This is a genomic window from Xenococcus sp. PCC 7305, from assembly GCF_000332055.1.
Classification (GTDB): Bacteria; Cyanobacteriota; Cyanobacteriia; order Cyanobacteriales; family Xenococcaceae; genus Xenococcus.
Genome location: NZ_ALVZ01000228.1, coordinates 55,832 through 75,224, shown reverse-complemented (window position 1 = coordinate 75,224; position 19,393 = coordinate 55,832). Strand labels below are relative to the sequence as shown.

Annotated in this window: 10 protein-coding genes; 4 read left to right on the top strand and 6 right to left on the bottom strand. The window is 40.7% G+C overall.

Features of this window, described 5'->3' with window-relative positions:
• Nucleotides 1-202 precede the first annotated feature (202 nt).
• Together XEN7305_RS23485 and XEN7305_RS23480 are read left to right on the top strand one after the other, a co-directional pair.
• Nucleotides 203-9,622 carry a hybrid non-ribosomal peptide synthetase/type I polyketide synthase gene (locus tag XEN7305_RS23485; protein WP_006512034.1) on the top strand — a complete coding sequence of 3,140 codons (9,420 nt, stop codon included), beginning with the start codon at nt 203-205 and terminating at the stop codon, nt 9,620-9,622.
• 44 nt (nt 9,623-9,666) lie between these two features.
• On the top strand, nt 9,667-10,293 hold the full coding sequence (locus tag XEN7305_RS23480) for a class I SAM-dependent methyltransferase (RefSeq protein WP_006512033.1): 627 nt from the start codon (nt 9,667-9,669) through the stop codon (nt 10,291-10,293).
• 23 nt (nt 10,294-10,316) lie between these two features.
• Here XEN7305_RS23480 and XEN7305_RS23475 read toward each other — a convergent pair whose 3' ends face one another.
• The 4 genes from XEN7305_RS23475 to XEN7305_RS23460 all read right to left on the bottom strand — a co-directional run bounded on the left by XEN7305_RS23475 (nt 10,317) and on the right by XEN7305_RS23460 (nt 16,519).
• Entirely contained in the window at nt 10,317-12,827 is a 2,511-nt protein-coding gene (locus tag XEN7305_RS23475; RefSeq protein ID WP_006512032.1) for an adenylate/guanylate cyclase domain-containing protein, read from the bottom strand.
• 32 nt (nt 12,828-12,859) lie between these two features.
• Complete coding sequence (locus XEN7305_RS23470; protein WP_006512031.1) at nt 12,860-14,470, bottom strand: DAHL domain-containing protein; 1,611 nt, start codon at nt 14,468-14,470, stop codon at nt 12,860-12,862.
• A 70-nt stretch (nt 14,471-14,540) separates the two neighbouring features.
• Nucleotides 14,541-15,584, bottom strand: a complete 1,044-nt coding sequence (locus XEN7305_RS23465; RefSeq protein WP_006512030.1) for a cytochrome-c peroxidase — start codon at nt 15,582-15,584, stop codon at nt 14,541-14,543.
• A gap of 170 nt (nt 15,585-15,754) precedes the next feature.
• Entirely contained in the window at nt 15,755-16,519 is a 765-nt protein-coding gene (locus XEN7305_RS23460; RefSeq protein ID WP_238569033.1) for a glucosamine-6-phosphate deaminase, read from the bottom strand.
• Between the two features lie 51 nt (nt 16,520-16,570).
• On the opposite strand from XEN7305_RS23460, the gene XEN7305_RS23455 reads away from it, so the two are divergent.
• On the top strand, nt 16,571-16,942 hold the full coding sequence (locus XEN7305_RS23455) for a DUF1823 family protein (protein WP_006512028.1): 372 nt from the start codon (nt 16,571-16,573) through the stop codon (nt 16,940-16,942).
• Nucleotides 16,943-17,020: 78 nt separating this feature from the next.
• Here XEN7305_RS23455 and XEN7305_RS23450 read toward each other — a convergent pair whose 3' ends face one another.
• Nucleotides 17,021-17,863, bottom strand: a complete 843-nt coding sequence (locus XEN7305_RS23450; RefSeq protein ID WP_006512027.1) for a phytanoyl-CoA dioxygenase family protein — start codon at nt 17,861-17,863, stop codon at nt 17,021-17,023.
• 271 nt (nt 17,864-18,134) lie between these two features.
• Between XEN7305_RS23450 and XEN7305_RS23445 the strand changes: the two genes are divergently transcribed.
• On the top strand, nt 18,135-18,908 hold the full coding sequence (locus tag XEN7305_RS23445) for an SDR family NAD(P)-dependent oxidoreductase (RefSeq protein WP_006512026.1): 774 nt from the start codon (nt 18,135-18,137) through the stop codon (nt 18,906-18,908).
• Between the two features lie 104 nt (nt 18,909-19,012).
• Here the strand turns inward: XEN7305_RS23445 and XEN7305_RS23440 are convergent, their stop codons facing one another.
• Nucleotides 19,013-19,312: a YkvA family protein gene (locus tag XEN7305_RS23440; protein ID WP_006512025.1), complete on the bottom strand. Its 300-nt coding sequence runs from the start codon at nt 19,310-19,312 to the stop codon at nt 19,013-19,015.
• Between the last annotated feature and the right edge of the window lie 81 nt (nt 19,313-19,393).

Here is a 19,393-nt window from a genome sequence, read left to right as displayed (position 1 = left end):
CTCCTATCCAAAAGACAAAAGCTAAAGGCTAGGATTTTGAAAATTACACCTTTGATTGTAAATTAGGGGAGCATTAGAATATCAATTTTTTTATTGTTATTGATTGTTCGAGTATCTGAGACTGAGTTAGCACAAATTATCAAGCCACCGCAGTCAAGTTATGAATTTATTAAACTAAAGTAGTAGCCGGAATAACACAGAAATGAATGCGCATCATAAAAGAGTCTATTGGCAAAAAAAATTGAGTGCGCCTTTACCAGTTGTAGAACTTCCAACAAAGCACTCAAGAGCACAATCAAAGCCACTTCCCGTATTATCCAATAAATCATCACCAAATGGCAAGAAAGACCAGTCAAACATCAAATCAGTAGGAATAGAATTTGACCCAGAACTTTATGGGCAACTTCAAGGATTTATTCAACAAGAGAACTGCTCTTTATTTATTCCTTTGCTAGGAGCTTTGCAAGGAGTATTATTTCGTTATACAAGACAAGAAGATATTGTCTTGGGTTCTGTTGCCATCAATCCCGTGAATAATTCGGAATTAGTGTCTAGTTCGCAAAGCATTAATCTGATCGCCTTAAGAACTCAGGTGGCCGGGCAATTAACGGCCAGGGAGTTACTTGCAAAAATCAGACAAACAGTTCAAGAAGCAGCTGTACATCAAGATTATCCCTTCACCAAACTAATTGAAGAATTAGAAAATAAATCACCTTTTCAAGTAATGTTAGTTCCTTGTCAGATGTCTTTTGAGCTTTCTGATACCGTAATTAGCCTAGAAGACATAGATCAGATAGATAACTTAAATAATAATTGTGACCTCAAAATCTTTGTTGTCCCAACAAAACAATCTATAACCCTAAACTGTAAATACAATGGGGAATTATTTGCGGCAACGACAATAGAAAGACTATTGGGACATGTGCAAAATTTGTTGGCTGGATTAATTGCCAACCCAGAACAAGATTTAGCCAGTCTGCCTTTATTGACTAATGCAGAACAACAGCAACTATTATGGGAGTGGAACAATACTCAGCAAGACTATCCCCGAGATAAATGTATCCATCATTTGTTTGAGCAACAAGTCAACAAAACACCCAATGCCATCGCAGTCGTCTCGGGAGCGGAAAAATTAACCTATCAAGAATTAAATTACAAAGCTAACCAACTAGCTCGTTATTTGCGATCTCTGGAAGTGGGAGCCGAAACCTTAGTCGGAATTTGTATTGAGCGATCGCTGGAGATGGTGATCGGACTTCTCGCAATTCTCAAAGTTGGAGCAGCTTATGTCCCCTTAGATCCTAGCTATCCCCGAGACCGTTTGGCCTATATGCTAGAAGATGCAGAAGTCGAAATTATTTTAACCCAGGGAGATTTAGTAACTTATTTAGAGCTAAATGTAATTCAGCCTCCAGAGCTAAAACAAGAGATTAACTTAGTTTGTCTAGATCATGACTGGGACGCGATCGCCGAGCAGCCGCATAATAATCTTCATCAGGAAAAAACACCACAAAATTTAGCCTATATCATCTATACTTCTGGCTCTACAGGCAAACCCAAGGGTGTGCAAATAGCCCATCAAGGAGTAGTCAATTTCCTAGTCTCCATGAGTCGGCAACCTGGCTTGCGAGAGCAAGATACTTTTCTCGCCGTAACTACTATCTCCTTTGATATTGCTGGGCTAGAGCTATATTTACCTTTAATTGTCGGAGCCAAGGTTGTTTTGGCTAGTCGAGAAGTGTCAGTCTCAGGAATGCTCCTTGCCAAGTTAATTGACGAAGCTAGAATAACAGTAATGCAGGCAACTCCTGCAACTTGGTATTTATTATTAGCCGCAGATTGGGAAGGCAAGCCAGGACTTAAAGTGCTTTGTGGAGGGGAGGCTTTACCTTCAGAACTGGCAGAGCGGTTGTTGGCTAAAGGAATTGAATTGTGGAATATGTATGGGCCGACAGAAACCACAATTTGGTCAACAGTTTATCAAGTCCCCCCCAAATCTGATGATTTGGAAAATAAAGATGCTCCAGAATTGATTGGAAGAGCGATCGCGAATACGGAAACTTATATTCTCGATGATCAACTGCAACCAGTTCCCATAGGTGTAACTGGAGAGCTGTATATTGGCGGAGTCGCTCTAGCCAGAGGTTATCGTAATCGACCTGAATTAACCCGAGAAAAATTCATTCCCAATCCTTTTTTTGAAGGCAGAAGGCTAGACACCCCAAATCCCCAAAGCCCCAACACCCCATTCCCCACACCCTACTCCCGCATTTACCGAACTGGGGATCTAGCAAGATATCTCCCCGATGGCAATATTGATTTTCTCGGTCGGATTGATAATCAGGTTAAGGTACGAGGATTTCGTATTGAATTAGGAGAAATTGAATCGGTCTTAAATCGACATCCTGGAGTAGAGCGAAGTGTTGTAGTCGCTAGAAGTGATAACTCAGTTGGGGATAAGCGGCTAGTTGCCTATGTTGTCCCTGAGCAAAAATATCAAGGTGATGATGCGCTTAAAGAAAGACAAGCTCAAGCGATTCAGGAGCAATGGCAGGAATTATGGGATCTTGCCTATAGTCAGGAACAATCAGAAGCTGACCCAACTTTTAATATTAATGGTTGGAATGATAGTTACGATGGAAAACCAATTCCTCCCGAACAGATGCGTGAATGGTTAGCTGGCACAATCGAGAGAATTTTAGACTGCAAACCAAAACGAGTCCTAGAAATTGGTTGTGGGACAGGAATGCTATTATTTCGAGTGGCACCTCATTGTGAAACCTATTGTGGCGTAGATATTGCCTCTCAAGCTTTGCAATATATTGAAACCCAGATGAACAATCTAGAAGGTGATTGGTCAGGAGTTGATCTACGTCAGGGATATGCCGATAAAGCGATCGCTGATGTTCAGGAAGGAGAATTTGATACTTTAATTATTAATTCGGTCGTCCAGTTATTCCCAGGAATTGACTATCTAGCTGAACTTATTGAAACGGCAGCTAAGTTATTAAAACCAGGGGGCACAATTTTTATCGGTGATGTTCCCAGTTTTCCTTTGCAAGAAGCGTTTAAAGCATCGATTCAAATCCATAGAGCCTCGGATGAAACGACCGGTGAGCAGTTACAGCAACGAGTGGATAAAGCGTTAGCTCAAGAAGGACAACTGACAATTGATCCCGGTTTCTTTAGAGCTTTAGGTCAATATTTGCCGCAAGTTAGCGATGTTCAAATTCAGTTACGGCAAGGACAGTATCATAATGAAATGTCTGAATTTCGCTATGATGCGATCTTGCATTTAGGGCAAGAAACTAATCAAGAAAATCTTGAAGCAGAACCTCAATTCCTAGACTGGCAAGAAAAGAATTTAAGCCTCGCTGCGGTAGTTGAAATTTTAGAACAAGAGCAACCGGAAATATTGGCGGTACAAGCTGTGCCGAATTCTCGTCTAGTTGAAAAGATTGGATTGTTAAAACTAATTGATAAAGATCCTTCTTTGACAGTAGGGGAGCTGAAAGAAAAACTGGCACAACTCAATAGAGGTGTAGAACCTGATGATTGGTGGCATTTAAGTGACGAATTACCCTATCAAGTTACTATTGACTGGTCGGGTTCCGAAGCCAAAGATTGTTACGATGTATTTTTCGTACATAATAAGCTTGCTAATTCCTACTCCCCTTGTATTAGTCCGCCCGAATTGACAAAAGTTTGGGCAGCCTATGCCAATAATCCTTTGCAAGCAGAAGTTGTTGATACTTTAGAGTCCGAATTAAGATTTTATTTACAAGAAGCATTACCGCACTATATGGTTCCTAGTGCTCTTGTTAGTTTAGAACAAATGCCATTAACAGATAATGGCAAGATTAATCGCAAGGCGTTACCTGCTCCTGAAAAATCTCGACCAGATTTGGCAACTGCCTTAGTAATGCCCCAATCAGAATTAGAGCAAGAGATCGCTGAGGTCTGGCAATCAGTATTGCAGTTAGATGTTATAGGTATTAATGATAGTTTCTTTGAATTAGGGGGAAATTCGCTACTGCTGACCCAAGTTCACCATCGGCTAACTCAAACCTTGGCTCCAGAAATTTCGATTGTTACGCTGTTCCAGTATCCGACAATTAAGAAATTAGCTGAACATTTAGGCAAAAGTGAATCTAGCCCTAAAACAGAGACTGTTGAGCAATCAGAAAATAAAAGCACAGCGCCTCGACCAAGCCGAGATCGCAAATCAGATATTGCAATCATTGGGATTTCCTGTCGTTTTCCTGGAGCCAATAATATTGATGAATTTTGGCAAAATCTACGAGAAGGTATTGAATCGGTATCCTTCTTTGAGGATGCAGAATTGCAAGTAGGCGATCGCAATGTCTTAAGCGATCCCAATTATGTTAAAGCAGGTGCGAATCTACCAGATATTGATTTATTTGATGCTTCTTTCTTCGGTTATAGTGCGAAAGAAGCCGAGATTATGGACCCACAACAACGTATTTTCCTCGAATGTGCCTGGGAAGCTTTACAAACTTCAGGCTATGCAGGGTCAGATCAAGAACAAACGATTGGCGTCTTTGCTGGTTCAGGAATGAATACCTATTTGATCAATAACGTTCATCCTAACCGTAAGTTTTCCCCACAAAGAACATTCTTAGGTTCTGCATTTGATCTACAAGTCAGACTAGCTAATGGCGGTGATTTTCTCCCCACCAAAGTTTCCTATAAATTAGATTTGCAAGGTCCTAGTGTCAATGTCCAAACAGCTTGTTCTACTTCTTTGGTCGCAGTTCATATGGCTTGTCAAAGTATTATCTCTGGCGAATCCGATATGGCATTAGCGGGCGGAATTTCCATTGGAGTGCCTCAGAAAACAGGCTATTTATATCAACAAGACATGATTTTCTCGCCCGATGGTCATTGTCGTGCTTTTGATGCTGATGCCCAGGGTACAGTTTTTGGTGATGGAGTAGGAATTATTGTCCTGAAAAGTTTGAGCAAAGCGCTAGAAGATGGAGACAATATTTACGCTGTGATTAAAGGTTCAGCGATTAATAATGATGGTAGTGACAAAATTGGTTATACCGCTCCCAGTGTTGAAGGACAAACAGAAGTGATTCGTCAAGCACTAAATCGCGCGGCAGTAGATGCTAGCAGTATCAGTTATGTGGAAGCCCATGGAACAGGAACAGCTTTAGGAGATCCGATCGAGATTGCTGCTTTAACTCAAGCTTTTGGTGCAACCGATAAACAAAAATGTGCTCTAGGTTCAGTTAAAACTAATATCGGACATTTAATCGAAGCCGCAGGAATTGCTGGGCTAATCAAAACCGTATTAGCGCTTAAATACAAGCAAATTCCTCCCACGTTACATTTCCAAAAACCTAATCCTAATATTAATTTTGCCCATAGTCCCTTCTTCGTTAATACTGAACTTAGCACCTGGGAACGCAATGGAACTCCTCGCCGAGCTGGAATTAGTTCTTTTGGAATGGGAGGAACGAATGCCCATGTTGTGTTAGAAGAATCACCATTTGTTGGGAATAGGGAACAGGGAACAGGGAATAGCGATCGATCACAGCATGTCCTGACTTTATCGGCGAAAAGCGATCGCGCCTTACATGAGTTGGTAAAAAAATATGCTAGTTATTTAGCCTCCGAGCCCAAGGCAGATCTAGCTGATATCTGTTTTACGGCTAATACAGGAACCCAACATTTTGAACATCGTTTAGCAGTCATTGGAACTTCTCAGCAAGAGTTACAAGCGCAATTACAAGATTTTGAGCTACTAAATACTAGCCAGGTTAAACAACCAGTCTCAGCTAGAACAGCTTTTCTGTTTACGGGACAAGGTTCTCAATATCTTAATATGGGTCGCCAGTTATACGAAACGAAACCTAGTTTCCAGGCAACAATCGATCGCTGTGCTGAAATTCTAGAATCTGAATTAGAAAAACCTTTGCAAGAGATTCTCTTCGGAGAAGCCACTAATAATGAGATTAACCAAACCAAATATACTCAACCAGCTATCTTTGCCATTGAATACGCCTTAGCTAAACTCTGGATATCTTGGGGTATCAAACCAGATGTAGTGATGGGTCACAGTGTCGGAGAATATGTGGCAGCCTGTCTTGCTGGAGTGTTTAGTTTAGAAGATGGGTTAAGAATCATTGCGGCAAGAGGCAGATTGATGCAAGCATTACCTCAAGACGGAGCAATGTTATCGATGTTAGCTTCCGAAAAAGACGCGATCGCAGTTATTGAACCCTACAAACAAAAAGTATCTGTTGCCGCAATCAACGGGCCTCAAAGTGTAGTGGTTTCAGGAGATAAAGCAGCTATTGAAGCAATTAATCAGACTTTACAAGCCAAAGGAGTTAAAACTAAGCAATTAACGGTTTCTCATGCATTCCACTCCCATATGATGGAACCGATGTTAGCTGATTTTGAGCAAGTTGCTCAGACAATTAACTTTAATCAACCTCAGATTCAATTAATTTCTAACGTTACAGGAGCGATCGCAACCAAAGAAGTTACTAAAGCGGAATATTGGTGTCGTCATGTCAGACAAGCAGTGAGATTTGCCGATAGTATGCAATGTCTAAATTCTCTGGGAACAGAGATTTTAATTGAAATTGGAGCAAAACCAATTCTTTTAGGAATGGGTCGTTATTGTCTACCTGAGCATCAAGGTTTATGGTTGCCCAGTTTGAGAAGCGATCTTGATAATTGGGAACAAATCTTAAATAGTTTGATACAACTGTATCTTCAGGGAATCGCGATCGATTGGGTTGGTTTTGATCGTGATTACACAAGATATCGCACAGCTTTACCGACTTATCCTTTCCAAAGAGAAAGTTATTGGGTCGAAGCTCCTGATTGGTATCGTAATGGCGGAATGTCCTTTACTAATGGCAATGGACAGAACAACAAAAAGCAAAATTCCAAGCAGGATTTAAACTTAGAAAATGCATTATATCAAATAGAATGGCAACCTAAAAAACTAGATTCAACTAAAATTGTTGCGAATACAAATACTCAAAATTGGTTGATTTTAGCTGATACTCAAGGAATTGGAGAAAAATTAGCGAAAAAGTTACAAGCGCAAAATCAATCTTGTACTTTAGTTTTTCCTGCTCAGGAATATCAGCAAGTTGAGGCAAACGAATTCCATATCGATCCCTATAATCCTCAACATTTTCAGCAGCTCGTTACTGATTTGCCAGCTCCTAACCGAATAATACATTTATGGAGCATAGATATAGCTAAACCCGAACTGACAGAAGATATCAGTCAATCTTCGCAACTGGGTTGTGGTAGTACATTGCATTTAGTTCAAGCTCTGTTGGGAATAGATAATGATCCACCTTCATTATGGTTAGTCACCCAAGGAACTCAAGCAGTAGCAAAATATCCAGTAACAGGAATTGCTCAATCTCCGCTCTGGGGTTTAGGTAAAGCGATCGCAGCTGAACATCCCGAATTAAATTGTGTCAGGTTAGATTTAGATCCTCAAGAGAAAGAAGATGCAGTTAAGATTCTTTGGTCAGAAATTCAAGCTTCTGCTATTGCTAACTCACAAGATATTGAAGATCAAATTGCTTGGCGCAATAACATTCGCTATGTTTCCCGATTAAAACGCCACTCAAAGAGCGCAACTAATGGTGAATCACTCACAATTAAGCAAGATAGCACCTATTTAATTGCTGGTGGTTTAGGCGATATTGGTTTAAAAGTTGCCAATTGGTTAGTAGATAAAGGGGCAACTCATCTTGTTTTATTAGGAAGAAGTCATCCTAAATCCACTGCAATCACTCAATTAGATAAACTACAACAGTTAGGAGTGAAAGTAATTGTAACCCAAGCAGATATTGCCAATCATGAGCAGGTAGACTCTGTATTTAAGCAAATCAAGAAAACCCTGCCACCATTAAAAGGTATTATCCAGGCAGCGGGAACAACTGATGATGGGATAGTCAGAAATTTAACTTGGGATAAATTTGCGAAGGTTTTAGCTCCCAAAGTTCAAGGTTCTTGGAATTTACACACTTGTTCAGCAGCTTGTGATTTAGATTTCTTTGTTGTCTTTTCTTCTATTGCTTCATTGTTAGGTTCGGCTGGACATAGTAATTATGTAGCAGCAAATAGTTTTCTCGATAGTTTTGCTGCCTATCGCCGCTCTCAAGGATTGTCAGCATTAGCTATTAATTGGGCAGTTTGGGCAAATATCGGATTAGCTTCTCGTAATCTTCAGGTGCTCGATCGCTTAGAAAATACAGGCATCGGGTCGATAACAGCTAAACAAGGTCTACAAATCCTTGATAGATTACTCCAAGAACAGCCCACTCAAGTAGGATTTGTGCCGATTGATTGGTCATTATTCTCAGAAGAATCCTGGTCCGATGCAAATTTCTTTAAAGATTTAAAACAAGAATCAGCGCGATCACTCATTAAGAAGCCTAGTTTAACTTTTCGTCAGCAACTAGCCAAAACGACCGTTGAAAACCAGCAAAAATTACTCTCTAATCATGTTTGCACTCTAATTGCAAAAACCCTAGGATTAAAATCTGCACAGAAATTAGATATTTCAGCAAGGTTAATTGATTGGGGATTAGATTCTTTAATGTCAATTGAACTACGAAATCATTTGCAGTCTAGTTTGTCATGTTCTCTGCGCTCTACTCTGTTTTTTGACTATCCAACCACTGAAACATTATTAGAATATCTAGCTTCTCAAGTTTTAGAATCAGAAGAGAAGCAAGAATTAAAGCCTGCCGATAGCGACATAACTTTAGTCCCAATTCAACCCAAAGGCTCTAAAGCGCCTATATTTTTAGTTCCGGGAATTCTGGGCAGTCTGTTTGACCTTTATCCTTTAGCCAAATCTTTAGGAGAAAACCAACCTGTTTATGGTTTACGTTATCTCGGACAAGAAGAGGGTGAAATTCCCCATTCTCAAATTACTGCGATCGCTAATCATAATGTGCAAATTTTGCAAAAGATACAGCCTCAGGGAGCATTACAAATCCTCGGTTATTCCTTTGGCGGGAAAGTAGCTTATGAAATGGCTCGGCAGTTAAATAATTTGGGTCGTGAAGTTTCTTGGTTAGCGATTATCGATGTTCAGGTAGAAGCGCCTCCCGTGGAAAAACAAGCAGCTAATTGGGATGACAAAAAACATGTTGTGGAATTAGCTAAATTCTATCAAGGTATTTTTGAGACTAATTTCAATTTAGGTAGTAAAGTTCAGTCTGCTAAAAATATGATGGAATTAATCGATGAGTTGGCTATTAAATTAGGTGAACAAGGCCATAATTTAACTCAATCTGAACTGACAAGAATTTTAGACGTATATAAAGCTAATACTCAAGCTAGTGTTAGTTATGTGCCCGAAAAGATAGGAGCAACTCCGATTGTCGTTATTAGAGCTAAAGAGTTAGGTGCGATCGGCAATTATTTACCAGATTTAGCAATGTCTGTCACCGATCCTAGTTGGGGTTGGCAAAAACTTTCTGCCAACGCAGTGGAACTTCAAACTATACCAGGTAATCATTTCACTATGCTCCAAGAACCACAAGTGCAAGTTTTAGCAGATAAGCTACGAGCTTCTTTATCTAAAGCAATTAATTTAGTTTAAGTCATCAGAAAAACTATCTCAGGAACAAAAAGAGGAACAAAAATATGAGTGCAACAGACAAAGTTCAGTGGGTATATAGTTCCCAAAACAATCAGGAATTAACCGAACGCTATGATGTTTGGGCGCAAGACTATGAAAAGGATTTAGACGATCAATTTGGTTATATTGGTCCAGAGCAAGCGGTAGATGTTTTAGTTAAATATGTGCCAACGGATGCCAGAATTTTAGATGCTGGAGCAGGTACAGGTTTGGTAGGAGAATTTCTGGCTCAGCGTGGGTTCCAAAATATCGAAGCGATGGATATGTCGCCAGGGATGTTGCAGCAGGCAGAACAAAAAAATGTTTACAAAGCTCTTCACCAGGGAACTTTAGGAGAACAACTAGATTTTTCTACAGCTTTTTTTGATTCTGTGATCAGTGTTGGGGTATTTACCTATGGTCATGTTGGAAGTGATGCTTTTGATGAGCTAATTCGGATTACCAAGCCTGGAGGATATATTGTTTTTACCGTCTCTGTTGGTCATTATCAAAATAGTAATTTTGAATCTAAGCTAACCGCATTAGAATCTGCTGGTAAATGGAAAAAAGTAGAAGCAACAGAACCCTTTCTCTGTCATTTAAAGAAAGAAACTGGGGTTCAACTTCAAGTTTGGATTTACCAAATTGGCTAGCGAATAAATGGAGATTATTCTCGTTATCTACTGAGCACTCCACTGAGCAAGTTATAGACAGCTGCCCAAGCTTTTTGGACTTCTGGGGTGAAATCCTGCCCCAGTTTTTGTTTCAAACTCCAGAGTAAGGCTTCCCCTACATTCTCGTAATCTTTTTCCTTGACCCGATGACCCACATATCTGCGGCCGAAATCCTGCACCTTCGGAACTAGTTCTTCTAAATTACTCAATCCTTTAACAGCGCTCTGTAAGACATATAGCAATTGTTGTTGTCGTTGGTGCGGCTCTCCTTTAAACATTGAGCGTACTGAGGGGGCCATTTCATATAGTTGCTCGTAAAAAATTTTAGCTAGAGAATCAGCCTCTGGCAGGAGATCGTTAAATGAAGTTTTAACTATGTCTATTTGCTCGTCAAAGACCCCTGTTCGCGTCACCAAAAGCCAAGTTGCCAATTGTCCGAGATCTTCAATCTCAACTGAGCGATGGGGAATAAACAGATGTTGCTCGCTCAAGCTTGTAAATATCGGTTGGGTAACGACAATGCTGTTGAGCCCCAGTCCTGCTTTACTATTGAGATTGGCGGCAACCTTGACCGTTTCTCCCCAAAGGTGATAGGAGAATTTTTGGGTGCCGATAATCGCTGCCATCATAGCCCCAGAATGAATTCCGATGCGCAATCCAAGATGCACCTGATGTTGCTGATTAATCTGTTGCAGAGTTTCTAGCATTCTCAGGCCAAAATTGACGGTGCGATCTATTTGGTCTAAATAGGCTCTGGATAAACCACAAACAGCGACATAATTGGCTCCTATGGTGTTTTGTTTTTCAACGCCATATTGTTCAGCCTGCTCATCAAAGGCATTGACTAATTGGTTTAAAATAGTTGCGACTTCCCGAGTTGACTTGTGCCCAGAAAGCTTATTCAGACCAGTGATGCTAGCCCATAGCACAGTAACTTGGGTCACGGCATCGGCAATCTCTGATTCTCCTTGCTTGACTCTAGCTACCACAACATCCGGTAAAAAATTTAACAGGAGAGCTTTATTCTCGCTATCTTTACTAACAAGTAGTTTGCTTTGTCCCGCAATTTTGTCTAACATGCTATTGAGAGCTTGCCCTAACTGACCGAATTCGTCTTTTCTGTCCCAATTTATCGGTGATGCCATTTGCCCCTCTTCTCCTTGAGAAGTAGCATTAATCAGAGTTTGCAGCGGTTTGACAAAATTTTGGGCTGCGATATTAGACAGCAAAATAACTAATAGGAGAATAATCGCAGCCAGGATAATTAAAGATGTTTGCAGCCCATACAAAGGCTCAAAGGCTTCGGCAAAGTTGACTTCGGCAATGATGCCCCATTCTAGCCCTTCAATTTTTAGTCCTTCATAGGAGCTCAGCACGGAAATACCCTGATAGTTATCCATAACACCCGTCCCGGCAACTCCTGCGATCGCAGAGCTGGAGGCTTTAGTTTTGACAGGTTGGAGCAGAATTGAGGTGTTTAAATTTTTGATTAAATCAATATTGCGATCGGATAAACCGACATCTCGCAAACTGGCTTCGTATCCTTCGGGGTTTTGGATTAGCGATCGCGAAAGCGATCTCATCAAAGAATCGGCCCCCACCAGATAGACTTCTCCTGTTTCCCCCAACCCATCCCATTGTTCGTTACTCGTCAAAATATTATTCAGTTCATCAACGGGCAATTGGATTGCCACAATCCCCACAATATGGGGGCCATTATAAATCGCCGAGGCAAAGAAGGCAGCCGGCGCGCCCAAAGAAGCAGCATAGGGTTTAAAATCCACCACTTGAACAAAACCTTGCCCTGGATTGTCCTTGACAGATTCAACTACTGTCGCTAGATTACTCCGTCGATAGGGCCCGCGTTGAAGACCTGTGGCAAAATCGGTTTCTTTCTCCACAGAATAGATAATTTCTTCGGTATTAAAATCAATGAGAAACAAATCATCATAGCCAAACTTTTCGCTAATATCCCGGAAAATGGGATGATATTGACTATGAAATTTACTATAGTCGCTCTTATCCTGGGCATCAGCGAGGTTTTTCTTTTCGCCAAAGGGCAAAGAATTGTTGGCAATGTAGTGATACTGGAGATATTGAGCTACCTGCTTTGTCGGGCGGTAGTTAGACAAAGTCTGTTCTTCTTGGGTGGTTTCAGCAAGTCTGGGGAAAAAATCTTTGGCATAAAAATCCTCAATTTTCTTGGCCCAATCCGTTGGGATAACCTGATTTTGCAGTTCTTGGTAGGCTGAGTTTAACTCCACCATTGCCGAAACCACCATGCGATCGGCGCTCAGAATCTCGACTTGACTGCGCAAATTTCTCAAATAAGACTCAATCTCATTGGCCTTGGAAGCTCTGATACTAGTTAGTTGGGCAAAAGTTCTGGTTTCGAATGACTTTCTAAATCGTAACCAGCTCAAAATCCCCGTTGTCAAAACCGAACCCAAACTCACAAGTAACAGCAAAACCATGAGTCGGGACTTGATACTAAATCTATTTACAATTGCCACCTATGTTCACTCCTCAATCATTAGTCTATTAGTCATTTATTACTGGTTATGCTTGACTGCTCAGTTATCATCGAGCTGGGAACGTCGCAGCTATGGAGGGCATAAGAACTACTCCAAATCTGATTTTCATGGTTGATGTTGGTAATGATATCTCCCAAATTTTGCTCCAGGTAAGAAGCCGATACTGCTTTTAGCTGGGCGACTAAGGGTAATAGCTGAACCTGAGGCGGGTAGCTAAAGATAATCTGCACCTGTTCGAGACTTCCCTGAAGATCAATTAGTTGGCAGCCCCAAGTCTTTAGCGCCTGCTCAAAGAGATTTTTGAGAGATTCTATTGTCGTTGGGCTAATCATCCTTTGTCGATTTTGAGTTATTAAGGTCAAACAAGCAGTTAAAGAAGCCAGAGATTTTTCATCATCAGCAACTTGTTCACTCTCAACTCTTTTCCCTACTATGTCCTGAACTCTCTGCGCCAATTGACCTAATTCATCTGGGCGATCTGCTAAGGCGACCAGTTCAGATTTTGATGCTGCTGAAGGCACTGTAGCCAGAGTTGCTAAGCTGGCATCGCCAGGGGACCAGAGGTGATCGGGCAGCTGATCGCTACTATCAGAGGTCAATCCAGATGGGTTGTCAGTTTCAGAGGCAACCTGTTGTGACTGGGAGAGCTCGGTTAAAACTGCTGTCAGTTTACCTATTTGCTTTTTGTATCTAGACAAACCTGGGTTGATTTGCTGCCATCTCTTCAGCAGGAAATAGTTAGCAACAATCAGCAGCATGAGAAACCAGAAAAGAGTTAGCAGACGATAGACCCCAACTTCGTCAACTGCCTGTTGATAGCTATTGTCAATGGTTGCTTCGAGGCTCTTCGTATATTGATCTAGGGGCTCTAGGAGTTGCGCGGTTAATTGTTCAATCTGAGGCTTGAGTTTCAGGATAATGTTGGCATGGGATTTAACTATTTCGGTGGGAAATTGCTCCTCGCTCAGTTCGTACTGGACATCGAGTTGGGCAAGCCTTTGAGATAATGCCGTGATGTCCGATTCCAGCTTTTCCTCCGCGGCCACATTATATAGTAATAAATTACGAATCAGACTATTAAGAGTAGTTCTCAAAGAGGAAATTTGCTCGCTAGTCAAAATTTGAGCTTGTTCTTGGGCCTCAAATTTGGCTTCTAGTTTTGTGGTCAAAAGAGGCAAATAACGCAGGGAATTTTTCAGCAAGGCATTGCGGGATTTGAATCTTTCGCTCAGATTTTCTCGGTTTTCCAGCGAGGTTCTAATTTCAGAGAGAATTGGCTCAATTGCTTGTCTTTCATCAGAAAATCCCAAATCGGGAATATCTTGTAGTCGAGCAGCAATAGTCTTTTGTGTTGCCAGACTTCTAACTAAAGGATCGTAATCAGCAAATAGTTCATATCTAGACTTGAGAATTTCCTGATTAAAGATAGAATCTTGTTCTTGTAACTCAACGATCGCGCTGCGATATTGCTGGTACTGCCCAAAATTTAGGGTCAGACTTTTACTAATTAAATAAACTGAACTCAACAAAATTAACAGCACTGTAAATGCCAGTAGCAGTTTTTCAGTAGTAGAAGTAGCCAGGAATTTTCTGCCTGTTTGATTGTCGTCGAAACTCGTCACAGCAACCTCTCGCCTTCAGTTAATCAAAAAAAATAGTAAGGGATTCTCAATTTATAAAATACTTAACTTATTACAATGGCTGACCTTGGTACTCACCTGTCAAAGATCTCAGAAAATGCATAATTAAGTCAACATCCTGTTGGGGGATATCTACTCCTAGCTGATATTTGCCCATCAGCTTGATTGCCTGATCCAGAGTTTTGGGATTGCCATCATGAAAATAGGGTGCGGTCAGGGTGATATTCCGGAGGCTAGGGACTTTGAAAACATAGCGATCCAAATCATCTTGAGTCACGTTATATCTGCCTAAATCAGCTTTTGTGATATTCCCGCGATCGGCGAAATAGTCACCGAAAACCCCCAAGGTTTGGAACATATTGCCCCCCACCAACATTCCTTGGTGACAAGTCACACAGCCGTAGGATTTGAAGAGGCTATATCCTTCTTTGGCGCGATCTGAGATCGCGTCATCATTGCCTCGCAAATATTGGTCGAAGGGCGCGTTGGGAGTGTAGAGGGAATGCTGAAAAATCGCGATCGCATCTTTAATGTTAGCTTCGGTAATTCCTTCTGGATAAATCTCATTGAAAGAACTGAGATATTCAGGAGCTTGTGATAGTTTGTTGACCACATCAGGCCAACTCATGCCACCCATTTCTTTTTCTGCCGTAATCGGCCCATCGATCTGATCTTCCAAGGTTTCTGCTCGGCCATCCCAGTTGAAACGAAAGTGAAATCCACTATTGAAAACTGTTGGCGAATTTAACCCTGTATTCGCCCCCAGCATGCCCTGGGAAAAAGCGAGGCCATCAGTGCCCCCTTGATCTATTCTGTGGCAGGTGGCACAGGAAATCGTATCGTTACTCGAAAGCGCTGGGTCATGGAACAGGCGATCGCCAAGAGCTACTCTCTTTTGATCTAATTCCAGTTCCAGAGGGATCGGGACAATCGGCTCACTGCGCAAGGCAACTAATTCAACAACAGGTTCTACAGTAGAATCGACTTGCGGCGATCGCAGCTGAGGAATGCTAAGTGCAGCAATAATCGCCAACAGGAAAAGCAAGATCGGAATGTATATTCTGAGATTCCTCGGAATAAAAGATAGTCTTGTCATTAATTCAGGAGAGCTCTTTGTTACTTAAAGTATTTAAAGTAGTAATAATTTTGACTATAGATTCGCTAAATTACATTTAAGTCTAGTACAAGAAACAAAATCGCACTACAGCCGAGTTAATAGTTTGTCATACTTTTCATTTTGATTACTTATCTTCAACAGAGCTGACATTAATCCAAGATTCGACCAGCCGCAGCTCGCTCCAAGATAAATCGACAATTTTGATGATTTTGGAGATAAGTAGCTGGCACATTAGGATTCGGTTTTTCCCACAGCGCCTTATAAATTGTTTCCGATTTTGCAGTGCCAGAAGCACATAATATAATTTCTTTCGAATCTAATATAGTCCCCAGACCCATGGTGATGGCATATTGGGGAACTTCTTCTATGGTTGCAAAAAATCGAGAATTAATTTTTCGTGTTTCCTCAGTAAGTTCAATCAATCTGGTTCGAGAATCACTTTGCGCCGGAGGTTCATTAAACCCAATATGAGCATTCTGACCAATTCCCCCCAATAGCAAATCAATTCCCCCGGATTTTGCAATCAAATGCTCGTAATTTCGACTGGCTTTAACAGGAGAATCACTTATCAGGCAATCTGGAAAATGGATGTTTTCTGGGGGAATGTCGATTTGAGAAAACAGATCTCGCTTCATTGCATATTGATAGCTTTGTTTGTTTGAAGGCTCTATGGGATAGTATTCATCTAAATTGAAAGTCTTGACATCCTTAAAAGAAATCATCTTTTTGGTATAAAAGGCAATTAAGGCCGCATATACAGGCAATGGGGTACTTCCTGTAGATAGACCTAGGACGATATCATTTTTCGCGAGCATCCTTTCAGCAATCATCTCTGCTGCTCGCAGACCCATAGCTTTTTTTGACTCGACAACTTCAATCTCGATATTATGTATTTTGAATTTATTAATCAACATTCCCATTACACTTACTAATAGACAGTTAGGCTCTAACCTGAAAAATAGATAATGACTACCTTACCTCCGCTGAATTACGATACTATTTGGTCAATTCTCAAGGAAGAAATTTCAGATGAAACGGTCAATAGACTGGTTTGGCATTATTTAGGATATCGCTATGATGAGGCAACCAGTAGCTGGGAAAATTTTCGAGTAGCCGACGAATGGCGCGAAGCTTATCCCACACCTCCAGATTTCATTGCCAATCGTCCGCCGACAGTCAAGCTCACTCGTTCTATTCCCAAGGAAAATAAGCAATTACTCAAAGAAAAATTGGGTTTTCAAGGCTACAAAATAGGAGAATTTGGCCCCCGACAAACTCGTAGAGCTACAGCCGCCAATTGGTTAATGAACTATATGGAGCAAGAAAATAACTCTTAATTACCATCTGCCCTCTCTCTTGGTGCGCGTTCCCTAGCGCCTTTTAAAGGCGCGGGGTCGCACCGCTGCCCTCTGCCTTCATTGATCAAATAAAGGATGATAGACATCTCTGAAAAAACGTTGGTGTTTAGGTGCTAGGTTATCTATAACTTCGGCTGGAATATCAGGTTTGTGGTGACGAACATTGATATGGTTGTAAGCGCAAAAAATTGCCATGCGTGGATTATCAGGGTTTCGCCAAATATCCCCTGAATGACGTACCGCCTCAGAGAAAACAATTAAAGAACCAGGGGGGCAACTATAACTTTCCCAAAGCCCTGAATCTCTAGCATCAATACTGGCAAGGGGATTGGTGCGAATATTATAGTTAGCTTTATGGCTACCGGGAATAAAACAAGTACCACCTTGATCTTGCTTGACCTCGTTCAGTTCCCAAACTACTCGCGTCATCCCAGCATAAATGCGCCCATCATGAAAATTGTAAGCATAGTTAGGATTAGTAGTATGTCCTCCAGCATGCGGGTTCCATTCACTTTCCCCCATCTCGCGATGACTTAGAAAAACATTCTCTAGACGAATTTTGTCAGGATCTGGGTCAATCACATTTAATAAAATATCCATGACCACAGGATGATCGATCAGATTGGCAAAGGGGCCTCCAGGTAGCTGGCGCTCATGAGGCTTTAAAGATTCTGGCTCATTCTTTTGACGCAAAACGAAATCCCGAAGTACCTTGACTTCAGTGTCACTTAATACGGCTGGTTTGACGATATAGCCTTTGAGATCGAAAACGACTTTATCATGTTCACTCATGTATTTCCCTCTCTTTATAGAGCGATTATTAACTATTTTGGTAACTTTTTTAGTAACTCTTTGAGCTTTCTTCTCGATTTTAGTTTTTAGTTGATTTAAACTTCTCATTATCAATTTATTAGAAAATTAGAAAAGATTTTTTAGCTACTTTAGTAAACAGGAATTACTTATAATTGAAGACTTAATATAACAATATGTTATCTCTCTATAGGATTGATTGTCAGGCTTCGCTCTTAATGATGAGCGGTAATTGCCTATCAAAATGCGTTATAAGTTATGAGGACTTACGCAAAATGAAGATGTTCGCAATTTGCTCACTCTCCCTAATGACATCCTCGCGGAAGTCTTAAATCAGTTTTTAGGACGAATTCATCAAATAATGCACACAATCGATTATATTCCCAAGCATTCTAATGTTTTAATCATCGGAGCTAACCAAGGGATTGGTCTAGGTTTTGTCAGGCAAATTTTGTCAGATAGTCAAGTAGCCAAAATCTATGCTACTTATCGCAATAGTGAAACGGCAACTGAATTATTAAGCTTGGCTGCTGATCATCCTAATAAATTAACTTGTCTAGAAATAGATATCACTAATGAATCATCCATTACTCAGGGTATCGAGGCAATTAGTGCAGAAATAAAAAAAATACATCTGGTTATATATTGTGTCGGCATGCTCCACCGAGGCGAATTGCAACCAGAAAAAAGTTTGCGGCAAATCAACTCAGAAAATCTACTAAGTTATTTTCAGGTTAATAGTATTGGGGCAGTTTTACTTGCCAAGCATTTAATGAAACTGTTGCGACATAAAGAAGGCAGTATCTTTGCTAGTATTTCGGCGAAAGTTGGTAGTATTGGGGACAATCGCTTAGGGGGCTGGTATGGTTATCGTGCTTCTAAAGCAGCCTTGAATATGTTTTTAAAAACGATATCTATTGAATACAGTCGTCGTTGTCCCAAAACTATTGTCGTGGCTTTGCATCCTGGGACAACTGCTACTCGTCTTTCCCAACCTTTTCAAAAAAATGTTCCACCTGAAAAATTATTTCCTGTGGAAAAAACCGTCAATTTATTATTGGAAGTTATGTCAAATTTAAAACTAGCTGACAGTGGAGAATTCTTCTCTTGGGATGGTAGTAAATTACCGTGGTAATCTCTTAATAATGTAGGGGTTGAAGATCGGGAATTAGCATTTTTTCATTCCTCATCCTTCATCCTTCATCCCTCATCCCTCAAAAATCCCTCATCCTTTCAGATCTAAACTGTCTCTACTTCCACGTCTACAGTTTTGACTTCCTCCGAATCTAAATTAACATCTGCCGACTTACTTTCACTACGAGATTTAAATCCATCCAGAATTAATTGAGATAATTCTGAAACTAACAAGGTTAATATTACTAAGTCATCTATTTGTCCTCCGATAGGAATAAAATCGGGAGAAATGTCAAACGGACTGATGAGATAAGCTAAAGTTCCTAACACAATCCACCAACGATATTTGGGATTGCGAAGAGTGTCACGATACCAGTTATAGATTGAGGTGATTGATACTTTCATATTTGAGAATCAATTTTTGAGTAACTACATTTATTTTTGCAGATTATCAAAGAAATACTAGTGTGGATAACCTCATTTTAA

Bases quoted from the DNA above. Each gene is read 5' to 3' on its own strand.
- XEN7305_RS23485 (WP_006512034.1), top strand. From the start codon at position 203: ATGAATGCGCATCATAAAAGAGTCTATTGGCAAAAAAAATTGAGTGCG.
- XEN7305_RS23480 (WP_006512033.1), top strand. From the start codon at position 9,667: ATGAGTGCAACAGACAAAGTTCAGTGGGTATATAGTTCCCAAAACAAT.
- XEN7305_RS23465 (WP_006512030.1), bottom strand. From the start codon at position 15,584: ATGACAAGACTATCTTTTATTCCGAGGAATCTCAGAATATACATTCCG.
- XEN7305_RS23460 (WP_238569033.1), bottom strand. From the start codon at position 16,519: ATGTTGATTAATAAATTCAAAATACATAATATCGAGATTGAAGTTGTC.
- XEN7305_RS23455 (WP_006512028.1), top strand. From the start codon at position 16,571: ATGACTACCTTACCTCCGCTGAATTACGATACTATTTGGTCAATTCTC.
- XEN7305_RS23450 (WP_006512027.1), bottom strand. From the start codon at position 17,863: ATGAGAAGTTTAAATCAACTAAAAACTAAAATCGAGAAGAAAGCTCAA.
- XEN7305_RS23445 (WP_006512026.1), top strand. From the start codon at position 18,135: ATGCACACAATCGATTATATTCCCAAGCATTCTAATGTTTTAATCATC.
- XEN7305_RS23440 (WP_006512025.1), bottom strand. From the start codon at position 19,312: ATGAAAGTATCAATCACCTCAATCTATAACTGGTATCGTGACACTCTT.